Source organism: Saccharopolyspora sp. NPDC045941, assembly GCF_056431445.1.
This window is the reverse complement of sequence record NZ_JBWKKU010000018.1, coordinates 131,142-147,829: the sequence shown is the minus strand read 5'-3', so window position 1 is coordinate 147,829 and position 16,688 is coordinate 131,142. Positions and strand designations below refer to the sequence as shown.

Here is a 16,688-nt window from a genome sequence, read left to right as displayed (position 1 = left end):
CTCGACGATCACGTACCGGTCAATCGACGCACTCGATATCTTCTGCCCCTATTTGCCGGACTCGCCGTATGTGGACGAGTCCCACCCCCTCCCCCCCCCCCCCTCCCCCCCCCCCTCCCCCCCCCCCCCCCCCCCCCCCCCACCAGTGCGTTTCGGGCGCGATCAGGGCGCCCAGTCGACGACCGGCCCCATCGACCGCGTGAAGCTCGACCGCGGCATGTGCCGCATCGCGGCGTTGCGCGCCGCGACCGGCACGGGTGCCGACCAGTGGGCGAGCTCCCCGATCCGCCGCGACCGGCGGACGATCATCTGCGTCCGGGGCCTGCGCAGCCGGTCGTAGTCGTCCAGCCCGGCCGGCCCGGCGTCGGCCACGGCCGTGGCGAGCACCACCGCGTCCTCCAGCGCCTGACATGCGCCTTGCCCCAGGTTCGGGGTCATGGCATGCGCGGCGTCGCCGAGCAGGGCGACCTTCCCGGCGGCATAGGTGCCCAGGTCGGGCAGTTCGTAGGTGTCGTGGTGCAGCACGTCGGCCTCCTGCGCCGCGTCGAGCAGCGCCCGGGTGCCGCTGCCGCCGTGGACGACGGTCAAGGCCGGCGTCGCCGACACCGGTGGGCGGCTGTCGCTGCTGGAGAACAACGGCGACGGCAGCATTCCCGCGCACGTGCACGACACGTTCGACGAGTTCGTCTACGTCCTCGGCGGCGAGCTGGGCATCGACTTCGGCGGCCGCACCCACCGGCTGACCGCCGGGATGTGCGCCCTGCTCCCCCGCGGCGTCACCCACGCCATGCGCAACCTCTCCGAGGCGCCGGTCCACGCGCTGCAGCTGTCGGCCCCCGGCGGCTGGGAGCGCTACCTCGAGGACGTCAGCGAGGCCGGGCAAACCCTGATGCTGGAGGACGGCACCCGGGACTGGGCGAAGATCAACGAGATCGGCGCGCGGTACGGCATGCGCTACCACCTCGGCGACGCGGGCGGCGACGGTGGGGATGCGAGCCGCTTCTTCGTCCTGGAGGCGGGGCAGGCGCGGCCGGGTCGCCTGCGGGTTCCGCCCGCCTTCGCCGTCAAGGCGCGCAGCGGTGACACCGGCGGAGCGTTCTCGCTGCTGGAGGTCGTCGTCGCCCAGGAGATTCCCCGGCACGTCCACCACGAGGCCGACGAGTGCATCTACGTGCTCGACGGGGCCCTCACCGTGGAGTTCGACGGGCGGATCCACACCGCGCCCCGGGGGCAGTTCGTGCTCCTGCCGCACGGTGTTCCGCACGCCCTGCGGCCGGGGTCCACGCCGCCGCCGCGCGTGCTGCAGATCTCCGCCCCGGGCGGGTGGGAGTGCTTCGTCGAGGACCTGATCGAGGCCCGGGCCCAGGTGAGCTCCGGTGGTCGGCCGGATCCCGCCGCGCTCAACGCCATCGCCGCGAAGTACCGGATCACCTACGAGGATTGAGCTCCAGTCGTCCGATGTGGACTGCCGGGTGGCGGGCGGGCCGGCTCCGGGCTGCTGCTAGTGTTGCCGCATCGTGCGAGACCGAGGAGGTGAGACCCATTACCGCTGTTGCAGGCCGGGTGCTCTCCTTCCGTCGCCGTGACCGGCGTCGCTGAGAGCGCTCGTGGTCACCGAAAGGCACTTCTCATTCCTGTGTTGTCATCATCTTTCTCCGCTGTTGTGAGCAGCCTGCGCGCTGCTGGTTGCGTGTTCGCCGAGGACGAGGCGCGGCTGCTGCTGTCGGCGGCCGCCGATCCGGCCGAGCTTTCCGGCATGGTGCAGCGCCGGGTCGATGGCCTGCCGCTGGAGCAGGTGCTGGGCTGGGCGGAGTTCTGCGGTCTGCGCATCGCCGTGGATACCGGGGTGTTCGTTCCCCGTCGCCGCACCGAGTTCCTCGTCGAGCAGGCCGCCGCGCTGGCCCGGCCGCGCTCGGTCGTGGTCGACCTGTGCTGCGGGTCGGGTGCGGTCGGCGCCGCGCTTGCCGCGCGGCTTCCGGTGGAGTTGTACGCCGCGGACGTGGATCCCGCGGCGGTGCGCTGCGCGCGCCGCAACATCACCGGTGAGGTCTTCGAAGGCGACCTCTACCGGGCGCTTCCGGTGGCGTTGCGGGGCCGCATCGAGGTCCTGGTGGTCAATGCCCCCTACGTGCCCTCCGGCGAGGTCGATCTGATGCCCCCGGAGGCGCGGCTGCACGAACCGCAGGTGGCGCTGGACGGCGGCGCCGATGGCCTGGACGTCCAACGCCGGGTGGCGGCCGCGGCGCCGCAGTGGCTCGCGCCGGGCGGGCATCTGCTGATCGAGACCAGCCGCCGCCAGGCACCGCGCACCGCGGAGCTCTTCGCGGATGCCGGGCTGGTCCCGCGGGTGGCCGGTTGCGAAGAGCTGGACGCCACGGTCGTGGAGGGCGCCAACCCCGCGGCGCCGTAGCGTTTTCGGGCTACCGGCCGGGCAGCTCCGGGGCAGTGTTCTCGAATCGGCGCAGGGACGTGTTCGTCAGCGCGAGCACGACGATGCCGACGACGCAGAGCGCTCCGCCCGAGAAGGCCGCGAACGCCGCCGATGCCGCGTCGGCGACCAGGCCGCCCCGGAAGTTGCCCAGGTCGGGGCCGGAGACGCCGACGATGTGGTCCACGGCGCTGACCCGGCCGCGGTGCGAGTCCGGCGTCGCCAGCTGCACGATCAACCCGCGCGCGATCACCGAGGTGGTGTCGGCCGCGCCGGCCGCGGCGAGGCAGGTCAGCGCCAGCAACAGCGGCTGCGCCAGGCCGAATCCGGCCAGTGCCAGGCCCCACGCGCCGGCCGCGGCCAGCATGACCGCGCCCGGCCGGCGGGCGCGGGTCACCATGCCGGAGGCGGCGCCCGCCGCGAGTCCGCCGACGGCGACCGCGGAGAAGAACAGCCCCAGGGTTTCCGGGTACCCACCGAAGCGCTCGGCGTTGATCAGCGGGAACAGCGCCATCGGCATGGCTGTCACGGTCGCGAGGACGTCGCTGAGCAGCGCGCCGTGCAGCAGAGGTTTGCCGGTGATGAATCGCCAGCCTTCCCAGATCGCTCGGGCCCCGGGGCGAGCGGTCTCCCCTTGCGGTCGCATGGCGGGTAGCCGCAGCACGCCGTAGAGGGCGGCGGCGAAGGTCAGCGCGTCGAGCAGGTAGCAGGCGCCCACGCCCCACCGGGCCACCACCACGCCCGCGATGGCGGGGCCGATCAGCATGGCGGCCTGGAAGGCGAGGTTGGTCAGGGCGATGCCCGCGCCGACCTGGTCGGCGGGCAGCAGGCGCACCACGAATGTCTTGCGGGCGGGCGCGCCCAGCCCGCCGCCGGCCGTCTGCAGCGCCGTGAGCGCGAGCAGCCCCCACATCGAGGCGGCGCCGGAGGAGGCGTGCACGGCGAGCAGTCCGGCGGCCAGCAGCTAGATGACGGTCGTGAGCAGCACCAGGCGCCGGCGGTCGACGGCGTCGGCCAGCGCCCCGCCGAGCAGCCCGAAGACGACCATCGCGGCGGACTGGACGAGGCCGATCGCGCCCACCGCGAGGGGGCTGCCGGTGAGCTCCCACATCTGGAAGAGCACCGCGACCACCGTCAGCTGCCCGCCCAGGGCGGAGAGGGCGTTTCCCGCCCACAGGCGGCGGAAGGCGGCACTGGTGCGCAGCGGCCGGGTGTCGAGCAGCCGGTCCGCCAGGCTCACGAGGACTGTTCCGGCGACCGCTGGAGGTGGTGGGCGATCCGGTCGTGGAACGAGCGCCGCGCCAGGGCCTCCGCAAGGTCCCGGACCACTTCGCTGAGCGGGTGCGGCAGTTCGCCTTCCAGCTCGCGGACGGCCTGTTCGGTGGCCCGCCACTCGGCTTCCAGCAGCGGGAGGAGCGCGTGGGCGCGTTTGGTCAGCGTCACCTGGCGGGTTCGCGCGTCGGTGCCCGCGATGCTGCGCACCAGTCCTTCGCGGCGCATGGCGCTCACGGTCTGGCTCATCGCCGAGTGGGTCACGTCCAGGGCGTCGGCGAGTTCGCGGATGGTCATGGCGCCGCGGTGGCCGAGGCGGATCAGGGGCATGACGAACCGCGGGCGGATGCTGTCCAGGCCCCGCTGCCGGTACAGGCGGCCGATTTCGTCGTCCATGTCGCCCAGCAGGCGGCGCAGCGGCTGCCAGACGCTTTCTTCCTCGGTCGGGTCAGGACCCCCAGTCGTCACCTGGCCGACTGTAACAGTGCTTATGTAAGTGCTGTTGCTCTTTTCGGGGAGGGACCCCCGGAAGATCCTGCTGTGCGTCGTCGAGACGAACAGCGAGAACTGGTGGGCGGCCGGGCGGGTCGTTCAACTCCGCGACGGGCGATGGCGAACGCAGGGGTCACGCCGTCGGTGATGCCGCAGCCGCTGAGCGCGCCGAAGCGGGCCGCCCTGCCGGAAGGGGCGCCCCGCTTCGGTGGGGTCAGGCGAGGGCTTCGCGGTGTTTGGCGGCCAGCGTGACGTAGTGCTCTGCGGAGACCTTGAGGCGGGCCTGTTCTTCTTCGGTGAGTTCGCGGCGGACCTTGCCCGGGGTGCCCGCGACCATCGAACCCGGCGGGATCTCGGTGCCTTCCAGGACCACGGCGCCGGCCGCGATCAGCGATCCGGCGCCGATGCGGGCGCCGTTGAGCACCACGGCGCCCATGCCGATCAGGCAGTCGTCTTCCACGGTGCAGCCGTGCAGGACCGCTTTGTGGCCGACGGTGACGCCGGTGCCGATCTCGGCCGGGAAGCCGGGGTCGGCGTGCACGACGCAGCCGTCCTGGATGTTGCTGCGGGTGCCGACGCTGATGTTCTCCTGGTCGCCGCGCAGCACGGCGTTGTACCAGACGCTCGCGCCGGCGGCCAGGCGCACGCGGCCGATGAGCGCGGCGCCGGGCGCGACGAACACGTCGGCGTCGAGCTGCGGGGCGATCCCGTCGATGGTCAGCATGTGCGAGGGGCCTGAACTCACATTTCCTCCTGCTTCTCCCGCTGCCGCCGCAACCACTGCAGCGCCACATCGGTGTGTCCGTCCACTTTGGTCTCGATGCCGTCGAGGAAGGTGCGGTCGCCGTGCTCGGCGAGTTCGGTGAGCACCGACTCGGGGTCGCCGGCCTCGATGACCGACAGCAGCCGCCGGTGGCGGGCCACGTCCTCGGCGAGGCTCTCGAGGCCCTGGCGGGCTTTCCGGTTCAGCGCCATGGACAGCATCATCTGCAGCTGCAGCGACCGGTAGGCGTCTTCGAGACGCTGGTGCCCGGACAGGCCGACGACCGACAGGTGGAACTCGAAGGAGCATTCCATGAAGGCCGGTTCGTCGCCGGTGCCCGCGGCGTCGTCCATCCGCTGCAGGGCCTGCCGGCAGCGGCGCAGCCGGGCGGGTTCGGTGACCGGCACGCCCAGGCGCACCGCGAGGCGTTCGAATTCGGCGCGCAGGGTGCAGATCTCGTAGATGTCGTGCAGCGTCAGCGGGGTCACGATCACGCCTTTGCGCGGCACCTGCCGCACGAGGCCTTCGCGTTCGAGCACCCGCAGCGCTTCCCGCAGCGGTGGCCGGCTGATGCCCAGCTCGTGGGTCAGTCGGTTCTCCACGATGCGCTGCCCGCACAGCAGGTCACCGCCGATGATCATGCGGCGCAGCGTCGCGGCGGCCAGCTCCACCAGGCTCGGTGGGCCGACGATGCTCGGGGCCCGGCGGGTCGCGGGGCTGTCTTCAACGGATCCGGTCACGTCCAGCAGTCTTCCCTTCCCGGGCCCGGTTCCGGCGCGCTTTCGCGCCGGTGCCGCGGCGCTGGTCCGCTCGGGGCAACCTCGTGGGGCAAAGCTTGTCAGCTCCGTTCTGCCTGCTGTAGACAAAAGTCAGGTGATGCCGATCACGGTATCCGGTTTCCGCCCGGATTTCTTGGAGCCGCGCATGACTTCTCCCCCAGATTCCCGATCCCAGGCCCCGCTGCACGGGGTGCGCGTGGTGGAGATCGGCGCGTTCATGGCCGCGCCGTTCGCGACGATGCAACTGGCCGACCTCGGTGCCGACGTCATCAAGGTGGAAAACCCCGCCGGCGGTGACCCGGTGCGCCAGACCGGGCCGTTCCTCGACGGCCACAGCTCCCCGTTCGTGCGACTCAACCGCAACAAGCGGTCGGTGGCGCTGGATCTGAAGACCGACGAAGGGCGACGGCTGCTGTGGTCGCTGCTGGACACCGCGGACGTGCTGGTGGAGAACCTGCGGCCAGGCGCGCTGTCCGCACTGGGCTTCGGCTACGACGCCGTGCACGCCCGCAGCCCGCGGCTGGTGTACGTGTCGGCATCGGGGTGGGGGCAGGACGGGCCGCTGGCCACGCAGCCCGGGCTGGACATCATGGCGCAGGCCCGCGCGGGGCTGATGAGCATCACCGGCCCACCCGGCGGGGAGCCGGCCAAGGTCGGGGTGCCGATGTGCGACCTGGTGTGCGGGCTGTACTCGGCGATGGGCGCGATGGCCGCGCTGCGGGCCCGCGAGCACACCGGCGAGGGCCAGCACGTGGACGTGTCGCTGTACGAGGCGGGGGTGTCGTTCGCGGTGTGGGAGGCCGGGAACTACTTCGCCACCGGCGAAGTCGGCCGCGCGCACGGTTCGGCGCACCAGAACAGCGCCCCCTACCAGGCGGTGCGCAGCAAGGACGGCTGGGTGACCGTCGGGGCCACCACGACGAAGACCTGGCCGGCGTTCTGCCACGCCCTCGGGCTCGCCGAACTGCTCGACGACGACCGCTACACCAGTTCCTACGACCGCTACCACCACCGCGACAGCCTCATCGCGGCCATCGAGGTGGCCACCGCATCGCGCACCACCGCGGAGATCGTCGACGTGCTGGTGGCCGCGGGGGTGCCGTGCGCGCCGATCGCGACCATGGACCGGGTGTTCACCGACGACCACCTCGGGCAGCGCGGTTTCTTCTGGGACGCGCCACATCCGCAGCTCGGCGAGGTGCGGCAGATCGGTTCGCCGATGCGGATGTCGGCGACCCCGGCGCGCCGCGGCTCGGCCGGGCCGGTGCTGGGCGCGCACACCGCGGAGGTCCTGGCCGACGCCGGTGCCGGCGCCGAGGAGCTGGAGCGGTTGCGCGAGTCCGGGGTCATCGCCACCGGCGAGTAAATCCCCTACTTCTTCCCTTTTTTCGCGACGCAGCTCAAGGAGGAGCAGCGATGCGCGTGTTGTTGCGGGGTCGCGGCGTGCTGGCCGCGTTGTGCGCGGCGGTGCTGCTGGGCGGGTGCGCCACCGGCAGCGCCGGGCAGGAAGGTTCCGGTGGGCCGCGGCCGGCGAGGAACGTGACGATGGTGGTGCCCTTCGCCGCCGGTGGCGGCAGCGACATCGCGGGCCGCGCGATGGCCGACGGGCTCGCGGGCGTGGAGCCGGGGCTGCGGGTCAACGTCGACAACCGGGAGGGCGGGCAGGGCGCGGTCGGCTACTCCTACTTCCTGGCCAAGGCGGGTTCGCCGGACTACCTGCTGGCCACCGAGACGTCGCTGCTGTCGCTGCCGTTGAGCGTCGACGTGGCGTTCTCCTACCGCAGCTTCACGCCGATCATGAAGATCGGCGATGACTACACGCTGCTGGTGGCGCTGCCGGGGTCGCCGATCACCAGTTGCGCGGACGCGGTGGCGCAAAGCCGCGGGCGGCGGGTGCTGGCCGGGATCTCCGGTGCGGTGGGCCCGGATGCGGTGGTGTTCTCGCAGATGGAGCGGGTGGCAGGCGCTGATTTCGACACCGTGCCCTACGAGGGCGGCGGGGAGACGCTGGCGGCGGTGCTCGGCGGGCAGGTGGAGCTGGCGTCGCTGAACCCCAGCGAGGTCGTCGGCCAGCTGCGGGCCGGGCAGCTCAAGGCGCTGTGCGTGTTCGCCGACCAGCGCTACACCTATCCGGAGCTCGCGGGGATCCCGACGTCGGTGGAGCAGGGCGTGCCGGTGTCCTTCGCGCAGTTCCGCGGCATGATCGCGCCGGGCGGGCTCAACCCGCAGGCCGCCGAGTACTGGATCGGGGTGGCCCGCCGCTTCGCCGGCTCCCCCGCCTACGCCGAGTACGTCGAGTCGGAGTTCCTGCAGCCGCGGGTGGCCTTCGGCGAGGAGTTCACCGCGTACCTGCGGGACAACGAGGGGCTGCTGGCGCAGGTGGTGCGGCGATGAGCGGGCAGCGGTCGCCGCAGGTGGCGGTCTTCGGCGGACTCGCGCTGGTGGGCGCGGGTTTCGCGGTCAGCGCGGTCGGTTACGGGGTGATGCTGCCGGAGTCGCGGATCGGGCCGGGGTTCCTGCCGCTGGTGGCGGGCGGTCTGCTGGCGGTGTTCTCGGTGCTGCTGCTGGTCGAGCAGCTGCGCCGGCCGGCGCCGGCTGCCCCGGAGGGCGGCACCGATGACTTCGGGCGTACACCGGCGCAGCGGATGTGGATCCTGCGGCGGGTGTTCGCGCTGTTGCCCGCGGCGCTGCTGGTGGTGCCGCTGGTGGGCATGGTCACTGCGTTCGGGCTGCTGGTGCTGGTGATCTCCACCTGGCTGGAGCGGCGCAGGGTGCTGCCCGCGCTGGCGCTGTCGGCGGTGTCGGCGGCGGCGATGCACGTGATCTTCGCGGTGGTGCTGCGGGTACCGCTGCCCACCGGCTTGTTCGGCTTCTGAGAACCGGAGTCGGGGCGGGAGGCCCAGCATGCTCGACACGGATTCGCCGGTCTTGAAGCGGCGCCAGCCGCTTGGCCCACCCTCGCAACTCGCGCCGCCGCGGGTTCTCAGGCTGTGCCCACCCCGAAGGGGTTCTTGGCGAGGCCAGTCCCCGATGCCGCGTATTGGTCATACACAAGTCGGGGATCCCACAGCCAGGCGGCATCTGAGGTTCCGCTACCCGCACCGTCACGCAGAACGAGCCTGGAACACCTGTTTTCACCGGAGGCACAAGTGATCGACAACTTGCTGCTGGGTTTATCCACTGCTCTTACGCCGACGAACCTGTTGTGGTGCTTCGTCGGCGTGGTGCTGGGGACCGTGATCGGGTTGCTGCCCGGGCTGGGTTCCAGCACTGGGGTAGCGATCCTGATCCCGCTGACGCTGACCGTGGAGCCGGTCACCGCGCTGATCATGCTGGCCGGGATCTACTACGGCTCGCAGTACGGCGGCACGATCACCTCGGTGCTGCTGTCCACGCCGGGCGAGGCGGCCAGCGTCGTGACCACTTTGGACGGTTATCAGATGGCGCGGCAGGGCCGAGCGGGCGCGGCGCTGGCCATCGCGGCGATCGGGTCGTTCGCCGCGGCGATCCTGTCGCTGGTGCTGCTGGCCGCGCTCGCGCCGCCGTTCGCGCAGTTCGCGTTGCGGTTCGGGCCGCCGGAGAACCTGGCGGTGATGATGCTGGCGCTGGTGACGATGGTGGTGCTGTCGACCGGTTCGAAGCTGCGGGCCGCGGCGATGGCCTGCGCCGGGGTGCTGCTGGCGTGCGTGGGAATCGACGCAGGCACCGGCGAGGCCCGCTACACCTTCGGCAGCATCGAACTGCTGTCGGGCATCCCCTACATCGAGGTGGTCATCGGGCTGTTCGCCGTCGGCGAGGTGCTGTACCAGATCCGGGTGGGGGCGGCGACGCCGATCCGCGCGCGGTTCCGGGATCTGGTGATCCGCCGCCGCGACATCCGGGACTCGGCCGGCGCGATCGGCCGGGGCAGCGCGATCGGGTTCCTGCTGGGCACGCTGCCGGGCGCGGGGTCGACGCTGGCGTCGTTCCTGGCCTACGGGCTGGAGAAGCGGGTTTCCCGCAACGCCGCGCAGTTCGGGCACGGCGCGATCCAGGGCGTCGCGGCGCCGGAGAGCGCCAACAACGCCGCCGCGAACGCCAACTTCATCCCGACGCTGACGCTGGGCATCCCGGGTGGTGCGACCACGGCGGTGCTGCTGGGCGCGCTGACGGTTTACGGGGTGCAACCTGGCCCGCTGCTGTTCGAGGAGCAGCCGGAGCTGGTGTGGGGCCTGCTGGTGTCGTTCTTCATCGGCAACGTGATCCTGCTGGTGCTCAACCTGCCGTTGGCACCGGTCTTCGCGCAGCTGCTGCGCATCCCCTACGCCTACCTGTACCCGTTGATCCTGTTCACCAGCTTCGTCGGGGCCTACGCCATCGACAACAACGTCTTCAGCGTGTGGCTGGTGCTGATCTTCGGGGTCATCGGCTACGGCATGAAGCGCTACGAGCTGCCGATGGCGCCGCTGGTAGTCGGGGTGGTCATCGGGGCGTTGTTCGAGAAGGCGCTGGTGCAGTCCTCGGCGCTGCTGGACGGCAATCTGTGGCTGGTGCTGACCAAGCCGATCGCGGTGGTGATCCTGGCGCTGGCGGCAGTGCTGCTGGCCGGCCCGGCACTCGCCCACCGCGCCCGGGTGTTCCTCCGGCGCGCCGCGCCGGATCGGTCCGAAGAGGAGTCGCATGTCTGACGAGTTGCTGGTGGCCCGCGAAGGGGCCGTGCTGCAGGTGACGTTCAACCGGCCGCGGCAGCGCAACGCGATGAGCTGGGAGATGTACGACGGGCTGGTCGCCGCGTGCGAGACGGCCGACGCCGATGACGGCATCCGGGTGCTGGTGCTGCGCGGCGCCGGGGACGAGGCGTTCGTGGCCGGCACCGACATCGCGCAGTTCACCGGGTTCACCTCCGGCGAGGACGGGGTGGCCTACGAGCAGCGGATGGAGGCGGTGCTGGAGCGGTTGGAGACCACCAGGGTGCCCACGGTCGCGGCGATCTCCGGGTTCTGCGTGGGCGCGGGCATCGCGTTGGCGGCGGCGTGCGACATCCGGGTGTCGACGACGACGGGCCGGTTCGGGGTGCCGGTGGCGCGGACGCTGGGCAACTGCCTGTCGATGAACACCTATTCGCTGCTGGTGTTCCACCTGGGGCCGGCGCGGGCGAAGGACATGTTGTTGCGGGCGCGGATGTTCAGCGCCGACGAGGCGCATGCGGCGGGATTCGTCGCGCAGTTGTGCGAGGTCGGTGAGCTGGCGGAGACCGTGGCGGGTGTGGCCGAGCGGCTGGCGCAGCACGCGCCGTTGACGATGTGGGCGGGCAAGGAGGCGGTGCGCCGGCTGCGGTTGGCGAACCTGCCCGACGGCGACGACCTGGTGCGCACCGTGTTCGGCAGCGAGGACTTCCGCAACGGGGTGCGCGCTTTCCTGGACAAGACCCCGCACCGCTGGACCGGCCACTGAGGGTCGCGGGCGGCACCCGGGGGTATCCGGGGGTTGTCCGAGATCGAGCGAGGGGGTGGATCATGACCACCATCGTGCGGGCCCATGATGTGGCGCGAACCGAGCATGCGCACGCAGCGGAGGTGCTGCGCCCGGAGGTCGAAGCGATGCGGGCGCTGCTGGGCGAGTTGTCGGCCGAGGAGTGGCTGATGACCACCGACTGCCCGCGCTGGAACGTGCGCGACGTCGTCGCCCACGTGCTCGGCAACGCCGAAGTCACGCTCGCCCCGGATCTCCTGGTGCTGCGAGCGCGGGAAGGTGCGCTGCGGTATCCGCGGCTGTACCGGCTGGATGCGATGAACGAGATGGCGGTGGACGCGTGGCGGGACCGGCAGGCCGGTGAGCTGGCGGCCGAATTCGCGCCGTTGTGGCGGCAAGCGATCCGGGCGCTGCCGGGCATGACGGAGTCGGTGCGCGGCCAGACGTTCGACACCGGTTATCCGGGGACGCTGCCGGTGGCGATGGGTTACGTGGTGGATGTGGTGCTCGCCCGCGACATGTGGATGCACCGCGTCGACATCTGCCGGGCGACCGGGCGGGCATTCACCGCGCACGAACACGATCGCGACGTGGTCGAGCAGGTCCTGCGGGATCTCGACGATGCGTGGACTGGGCCGCCGCTGGTGCTGGAGCTCACCGGTGTGGTCTCCGGTGGCTGGCAAATCGGGGCGGATGCGCCCGTGGCGACCGTGCGCGCTGATGCCATGGGTGTGCTGCGCATGTTCTCCGGCCGCGTCGAGCCGCAGCCGGACCTGGACGTGGAGCACGGTGACAGCGCGGTGCTGGGCGCGCTTCGCGACGCGCGGGTGCCGTTCTGAGGCTAGTAGGTGCCGGCCAGTGGTGCGCCGACCTGCACGTCGAGGTACGTCACGTGGTCGGCCCCTTCGACGGGGCCCCGGCGCGCGTCGACGATCACGACGGTCCCGGCCACGATCCCGGCGAAGCTGGTTCCGGAGCGGCGGCAGTCCTCGATGCGGTCGGTGACCGCGCGGCGCACTTCCTCGGTCAGGAACGTCAGCCCACGCGGGAATTCCTGGCTGAGCAGATGCCGTTGCCGACCGTCTTCGATCCAGCTGCCGATGCCGAACTGGGCCGAGACGATCTGGTCGCCGCGCAGCGAGACCCGGAAGTAACCGTTGGACTGGACGCGGTTGCAGGACTGCTGCGGCGGGTAGTAGCAGTCGTATCCGCCGGCCCGCAGGTCGTCGACGGCGGAGCTCATCGTCGTCGCGTAGTGCTCGGCGCCGGAGGGCCAGCGGCGAACCGCGGTGTCGCGGGCGGTGACGACCAGCCCGTCCACGGCGGACAGCAGGTAGTCGGCGTGCTCGTCCCGCCATGCCGTCCGCGGCACCTCGGTGGTGTCGCGGCGCTGCGCGCGGTCGCCTTCGAATTCGTCGGTCTCCTGCCGGATGCGGTCACCGGCGCCGGGCCAGATCGCAGACAGCGCCGACGCCGCGGCGGCCGTGACCGGATCATCGTCGCCGCCAGGGGCCGCGTCGGGCAGCTGGAACCACGCCCACGCGAGCCGGTCGTCGCGGTCGAGGAGAAACTGCGCTACTTGCGGGACGACCGCAACCGTGGCGTCGCGGCGGCCGACCCGGCACCACAGGGCACGCCCGTCCGCGTTGGCCCGGACCTGCGCGCAGAACCAGCCGGCGTCGGTCAACGGGCCGGTGACCGACGCGGCGGTGCCGCCGGGCGCGATCGGTTCGGCCTTCGAGCTCTCCCCCGCCGCGTCATGTTCGTACACCCCGGCCGGCGGTAACGCGGGCGGCTCGGCCGACGCGGTGCACCCGGTCAACGCGACCGCGCCCAGCGTGAGGCCCAGCCAGGGCGCGGCGAGCGTGCGTGATCGGCGCATGGGCTCATCCAAGCAGGTGGCAAAGCCCGTCTGGAGAAACGGTCGGGCTGCTGCGCGCAGCGACTAGAGTGGTCATCGTGCTTTGACGTGTTCGCGGCCCACCCCGGACTCCTTCGTCCACGTGTTCACCGATGACGAAGGGGTGTTGCGACGATGTCTTCTGCTGTGGTGGTTCCGGCCGCGCTCGCGGCGACCCACCGCGCCAGCTCCCGCGGATCCGGCTGGATCGACGGGCTTCCCGCACTGGCCGAGCAGCGACTGGCGGCGTGGCGGCTGCGCCCGGATGGCGCCGCCCGGCACGGCATGGTGGCACTGGTGCTGCCCGTCGTGCGCGCCGATGGCAGCACCGCGGTGCTGAAGTTGCAGCCGGTCACCGAGGACACCGCCGGGGAGCCGGTGGGACTGCGGACGTGGGGCGGGCGGGGCGCGGTGCGGCTGCTGGAGCACGATCCGGATTCGGGCAGCATGCTGCTGGAACGGCTCGCGACCACCTCGCTGTCCAGTGTGGACGATGATGTGGCGGCGGCGCGGATCCTGGCCGGGCTGCTGGCGCGATTGAGCGCCGTGCCCGCGCCGCCCGGCGTGCGGCGGCTGCCGGACATCGCGGCCGCCATGCTCACCAACGTGCCCAGCGCGTGCGCGCGACTGTCCGATCCGGCGCAACGGCGGCTGCTGGCGCACTGCGCGGGCGTCGTCGAGGAGTTGCGCGGCGAGGCGGGCGACCGGCTGCTGCACTGGGACCTGCATTACGACAACGTGCTTGCCGCGCAACGGGAACCGTGGCTGGCCATCGACCCGCAGCCGCTGGCCGGTGACCCGTGCTTCGAACTGATGCCGGCGTTGCACAACCGGTGGGACGACGTGGTGGCCACCGGCGACGTGGCCGCGGCGGTGCGGCGGCGCTTCGAGGCGATGATCGAGGTGGTGGGCCTGGATCGGCAGCGCGCGGCGGGCTGGACGCTGGGGCGGGCGCTGCAGAACTGCCTGTGGGACATCGAGGACGGCGAAACCGAGCTGAACGACGTGCAGGTCGCCGTCGCGGAGGCGCTGATCGGCTGGGGACCGTGACCATCCGGGCGGACCGGGGTGCCCGGATCGGCCCCTGCGGACAGCCGGTCGAGCGGTGTTCACCGCCGGGCTTCCGCGCGGTTCAGGTCCGCTGCCGGGCGAGTCCGGCCAGCGCGGTGACCGTCTTCCAGTTGCGGGCGGTAACGCCGACCCCGAGCCGCTTCTCCAGGTAGGCGGCGGTGAGCTTGCTCCGGCCCGCTCCAGCCGGGTAGTGCAGGTAGAGCTCGCGTCCGGCCAGGTGGAGTTCTTCAGGCGCGCCGTCGGGCACGGTCAGTTGCGCGGCCCGGCCGGGGTCGGGTTCGGCGGTCAGGAACGCGACGTGCAGCTTGGCGTGGTCGGGCTGCGCTTCCTGGAAGGGGTGGTGCGCGGCGATGCCGGTGATCTCGGTGCCGGTGCGCACCAGGACCTGGGTGTCCACGCCGAGTTCGACGGCCAGCCGCTGCCGCAGGTCCGCCGACAGCGCCTCGGGGTCGGTGCGACCGGAGGTGAAGACGACGTTGCCGCTCTGCAGGTACGTCGCGACGTCACCGTGCCCGGCCGCGGCGACCAGGTCGCGGAGGTCGGCCATGGCAACGCGGCCGCGGCCGGCGACGTTCACGGCGCGCAGCAGTGCGATGTAGGTGTGCACGATGGGAATCGTGCCATCCTCCGACGGGTCCGGACGGCCTGCTCCTAAGATGATCACCCATGGTCGTCCCTTCCTCAGCCCCGCTTCCGGTCGTCACGATCGGGGACATCGTGTGCACCCGGACAGAGGTCATGACGCCCTCGGGAACGGCACCGGTGGGCGAGGTGGCGTGGACGTTCACCGACATGAGCCGCACGACCCGCACGATCCCGGCGTGGGCGATCGTGCTGTGCGTGCTGTTCATCTTCTTCTGCTTCCTGGGGCTGTTGTTCCTGCTTGCGAAGGAGGAACGCACCGAGGGCTGGGTGCAGGTCGGCGTGCAGGTCGGCGTGCAGGGGCCGCGGCTGCTGCACTTCACGCAGATCGCGGTGACATCGCCGATGGCGGTCGCCGACCTCAACGCGCGGGTGAACACGGCGCGGGCGGTGTCGTTCCAGGCAGGGCAGCAGTCCAACTAGTCGCGACGTCCGAAACGAAGCCAACGAGGCAGGCGCCGGATGGTGGTACCGATCCCACGCCCCCGGCAGCTGGGCCCCTACGCCCCCGACGGCGGCTGGGCACCCCTCGTCGACCACCTCGCCCGCACCAACGACGGCTGACACCGCCGAAGCACGTCACCCACGCGCCTCCGCAACCGCCTCCGCCGCCGAAGCCCGGCACACGAACCGCTCGCGCAACCGGGTGATCGTCAACAACCGCAACACCGCACCGTGACCAGGAACCACGAACAACCTGGTCCGGCGGTGCTCGGCACGACGCTGCGCGTGCAACAACAACTCGATCGCCGCACTGCTGGCGAACGACACCTCCGAAACATCCAGCACGATTGCCTGCAAAGCAGCAGCCGTCAGCCGCTGCCGGATCAACTCCGTGAGCCTGGGCACCGTGGCCAGATCGATCTCACCACCGATGCGCACCACCACAACACCCGGCACAGGCCACTCCACGGCCAGCCGCAACGCGGACGTGCACATCGAATGCCCGACGACCGGATCGTCGGACGCTCGCGGCGCGACGATCTCATGGCCCACGCCCACCCACGCGGCCGAAGACATCCCGGATCTGGAGACGATCACGCTACCTCCCCTGGTTGCGTATCGACGGTTCGGTTGGCCACGGGACCGGGAACTCGCCGCTGCGCTCAACGCAAGGGGTACGCCGTGGCGGCTGCTCAACCGCACCCCCCACCGTAGGAGCCGCCGCCCGACCCGAACAAGGCTCGCCACGTTCGTGTGACATTCGCTCCCGATCAGTTGGCAGCAAGGCTGCAACGAGCCAAAAAAACCGACCAGCCGGGCGACACGCGACCCCGCCGCCAACCAACACCCAATCGCACAGAGTCACCACAGAACAAGGCGTTCCGGCACCCGCAACACGCTAGGCTCACGCCCATGCCGGCCAGCCCAGCCCAACGCATCGTCGTCTACGGCGTCACGGGATCCGGCAAATCAACCGCCGCGGACCGCATCAGCCGAGCCACCGGCCTGCCCTGGCACTCCGTCGACGACCTCACCTGGGAACCCGACTGGACCCAGATCCCCACCCACGAACAACGCGACAAGATCCACGCCATCTGCACCCAGCAGCAATGGATCCTCGACTCCGCCTACGGCAAGTGGCTCGACATCCCCCTCGCCCGCGCCGAACTGATCGTCGCCCTCGACTACCCCCGCTGGCTCTCCCTGAGCCGCCTGCTCCGACGCAGCATCGCCCGCGTCATCAACAAGACCACCGTCTGCAACGGAAACCGCGAAACCATCCGCACCCTCCTCGCACACGACTCCATCCTGCGCTGGCACTTCCGGTCCTTCCGCACCAAACGCGCCCGAATCCGGCAATGGGCCGCCAACCCCCACGGCCCCACCGTCCACCGGTTCCGCCGCCCCAGCGACCTCACCACCTGGATCGCCACGCTGCACCGCTGA

The 16,688-nt window shown here is 71.4% G+C and carries 18 protein-coding genes and 1 pseudogene; 11 read left to right on the top strand and 8 right to left on the bottom strand.

Annotated features, from left to right (window positions below; all coding sequences use genetic code 11):
• Positions 1 to 162: 162 nt before the first annotated feature.
• Positions 163 to 588, bottom strand: a complete 426-nt coding sequence (locus AC07FN_RS17320; protein ID WP_478396508.1) for an FAD-dependent monooxygenase — start codon at positions 586 to 588, stop codon at positions 163 to 165.
• On the opposite strand from AC07FN_RS17320, the gene AC07FN_RS17315 reads away from it, so the two are divergent.
• Together AC07FN_RS17315 and AC07FN_RS17310 are read left to right on the top strand one after the other, a co-directional pair.
• Positions 560 to 1,444: a cupin domain-containing protein gene (locus AC07FN_RS17315; protein ID WP_478396507.1), complete on the top strand. Its 885-nt coding sequence runs from the start codon at positions 560 to 562 to the stop codon at positions 1,442 to 1,444. The genes AC07FN_RS17320 and AC07FN_RS17315 overlap by 29 nt on opposite strands.
• A 219-nt stretch (positions 1,445 to 1,663) precedes the next feature.
• Positions 1,664 to 2,410: a putative protein N(5)-glutamine methyltransferase gene (locus tag AC07FN_RS17310; protein ID WP_478396506.1), complete on the top strand. Its 747-nt coding sequence runs from the start codon at positions 1,664 to 1,666 to the stop codon at positions 2,408 to 2,410.
• Between the two features lie 10 nt (positions 2,411 to 2,420).
• On the opposite strand, the pseudogene AC07FN_RS17305 reads toward AC07FN_RS17310, so the two are convergent.
• The 4 genes and pseudogenes from AC07FN_RS17305 to AC07FN_RS17290 form a co-directional block, all read right to left on the bottom strand.
• Positions 2,421 to 3,668: pseudogene (locus AC07FN_RS17305) on the bottom strand (MFS transporter).
• Positions 3,665 to 4,168, bottom strand: coding sequence for a MarR family winged helix-turn-helix transcriptional regulator (locus AC07FN_RS17300; RefSeq protein ID WP_478396505.1), 504 nt, complete (start codon positions 4,166 to 4,168; stop codon positions 3,665 to 3,667). Before AC07FN_RS17300 ends, AC07FN_RS17305 begins: the two are co-directional and overlap by 4 nt.
• Positions 4,169 to 4,406: 238 nt before the next feature.
• On the bottom strand, positions 4,407 to 4,916 hold the full coding sequence (locus AC07FN_RS17295) for a gamma carbonic anhydrase family protein (protein ID WP_478396515.1): 510 nt from the start codon (positions 4,914 to 4,916) through the stop codon (positions 4,407 to 4,409).
• A gap of 17 nt (positions 4,917 to 4,933) precedes the next feature.
• Entirely contained in the window at positions 4,934 to 5,695 is a 762-nt protein-coding gene (locus AC07FN_RS17290; protein ID WP_478396504.1) for a GntR family transcriptional regulator, read from the bottom strand.
• 184 nt (positions 5,696 to 5,879) lie between these two features.
• Here AC07FN_RS17290 and AC07FN_RS17285 point away from each other — a divergent pair, with 184 nt between their 5' ends.
• The 6 genes from AC07FN_RS17285 (at position 5,880) to AC07FN_RS17260 (ending at position 12,024) form a co-directional block, all read left to right on the top strand.
• Positions 5,880 to 7,100, top strand: a complete 1,221-nt coding sequence (locus AC07FN_RS17285) for a CaiB/BaiF CoA transferase family protein (protein WP_478396503.1) — start codon at positions 5,880 to 5,882, stop codon at positions 7,098 to 7,100.
• A 50-nt stretch (positions 7,101 to 7,150) separates the two neighbouring features.
• Complete coding sequence (locus tag AC07FN_RS17280; protein WP_478396502.1) at positions 7,151 to 8,128, top strand: tripartite tricarboxylate transporter substrate binding protein; 978 nt, start codon at positions 7,151 to 7,153, stop codon at positions 8,126 to 8,128.
• Positions 8,125 to 8,610: a tripartite tricarboxylate transporter TctB family protein gene (locus AC07FN_RS17275; protein ID WP_358575810.1), complete on the top strand. Its 486-nt coding sequence runs from the start codon at positions 8,125 to 8,127 to the stop codon at positions 8,608 to 8,610. Before AC07FN_RS17280 ends, AC07FN_RS17275 begins: the two co-directional genes overlap by 4 nt.
• Positions 8,611 to 8,883: 273 nt before the next feature.
• The gene (locus AC07FN_RS17270; RefSeq protein WP_478396501.1) at positions 8,884 to 10,401 is read left to right on the top strand and encodes a tripartite tricarboxylate transporter permease; all 1,518 of its coding nucleotides are present in this window, start codon (positions 8,884 to 8,886) and stop codon (positions 10,399 to 10,401) included.
• A complete protein-coding gene (locus AC07FN_RS17265) occupies positions 10,394 to 11,167 on the top strand; it encodes an enoyl-CoA hydratase/isomerase family protein (RefSeq protein ID WP_478396500.1) in 774 nt (257 codons plus the stop codon). The genes AC07FN_RS17270 and AC07FN_RS17265 overlap by 8 nt, the downstream gene beginning before the upstream one ends.
• 62 nt (positions 11,168 to 11,229) lie before the next feature.
• Positions 11,230 to 12,024, top strand: coding sequence for a maleylpyruvate isomerase family mycothiol-dependent enzyme (locus AC07FN_RS17260; RefSeq protein WP_478396499.1), 795 nt, complete (start codon positions 11,230 to 11,232; stop codon positions 12,022 to 12,024).
• Between the two features lie 2 nt (positions 12,025 to 12,026).
• Here the strand turns inward: AC07FN_RS17260 and AC07FN_RS17255 are convergent, their stop codons facing one another.
• On the bottom strand, positions 12,027 to 13,067 hold the full coding sequence (locus AC07FN_RS17255) for a hypothetical protein (RefSeq protein WP_478396498.1): 1,041 nt from the start codon (positions 13,065 to 13,067) through the stop codon (positions 12,027 to 12,029).
• A gap of 153 nt (positions 13,068 to 13,220) precedes the next feature.
• Here AC07FN_RS17255 and AC07FN_RS17250 point away from each other — a divergent pair, with 153 nt between their 5' ends.
• On the top strand, positions 13,221 to 14,135 hold the full coding sequence (locus tag AC07FN_RS17250; protein ID WP_478396497.1) for an aminoglycoside phosphotransferase family protein: 915 nt from the start codon (positions 13,221 to 13,223) through the stop codon (positions 14,133 to 14,135).
• A gap of 82 nt (positions 14,136 to 14,217) precedes the next feature.
• On the opposite strand, the gene AC07FN_RS17245 is transcribed toward AC07FN_RS17250, so the two are convergent.
• Positions 14,218 to 14,763, bottom strand: a complete 546-nt coding sequence (locus tag AC07FN_RS17245; RefSeq protein ID WP_478396496.1) for a DUF1697 domain-containing protein — start codon at positions 14,761 to 14,763, stop codon at positions 14,218 to 14,220.
• Between the two features lie 59 nt (positions 14,764 to 14,822).
• Here AC07FN_RS17245 and AC07FN_RS17240 point away from each other — a divergent pair, with 59 nt between their 5' ends.
• Positions 14,823 to 15,221: a hypothetical protein gene (locus tag AC07FN_RS17240; RefSeq protein WP_478396495.1), complete on the top strand. Its 399-nt coding sequence runs from the start codon at positions 14,823 to 14,825 to the stop codon at positions 15,219 to 15,221.
• 156 nt (positions 15,222 to 15,377) lie between these two features.
• Here AC07FN_RS17240 and AC07FN_RS17235 read toward each other — a convergent pair whose 3' ends face one another.
• Positions 15,378 to 15,839: an STAS domain-containing protein gene (locus tag AC07FN_RS17235; protein WP_478396494.1), complete on the bottom strand. Its 462-nt coding sequence runs from the start codon at positions 15,837 to 15,839 to the stop codon at positions 15,378 to 15,380.
• 315 nt (positions 15,840 to 16,154) lie between these two features.
• On the opposite strand from AC07FN_RS17235, the gene AC07FN_RS17230 reads away from it, so the two are divergent.
• Entirely contained in the window at positions 16,155 to 16,688 is a 534-nt protein-coding gene (locus tag AC07FN_RS17230; RefSeq protein WP_478396493.1) for a P-loop NTPase family protein, read from the top strand.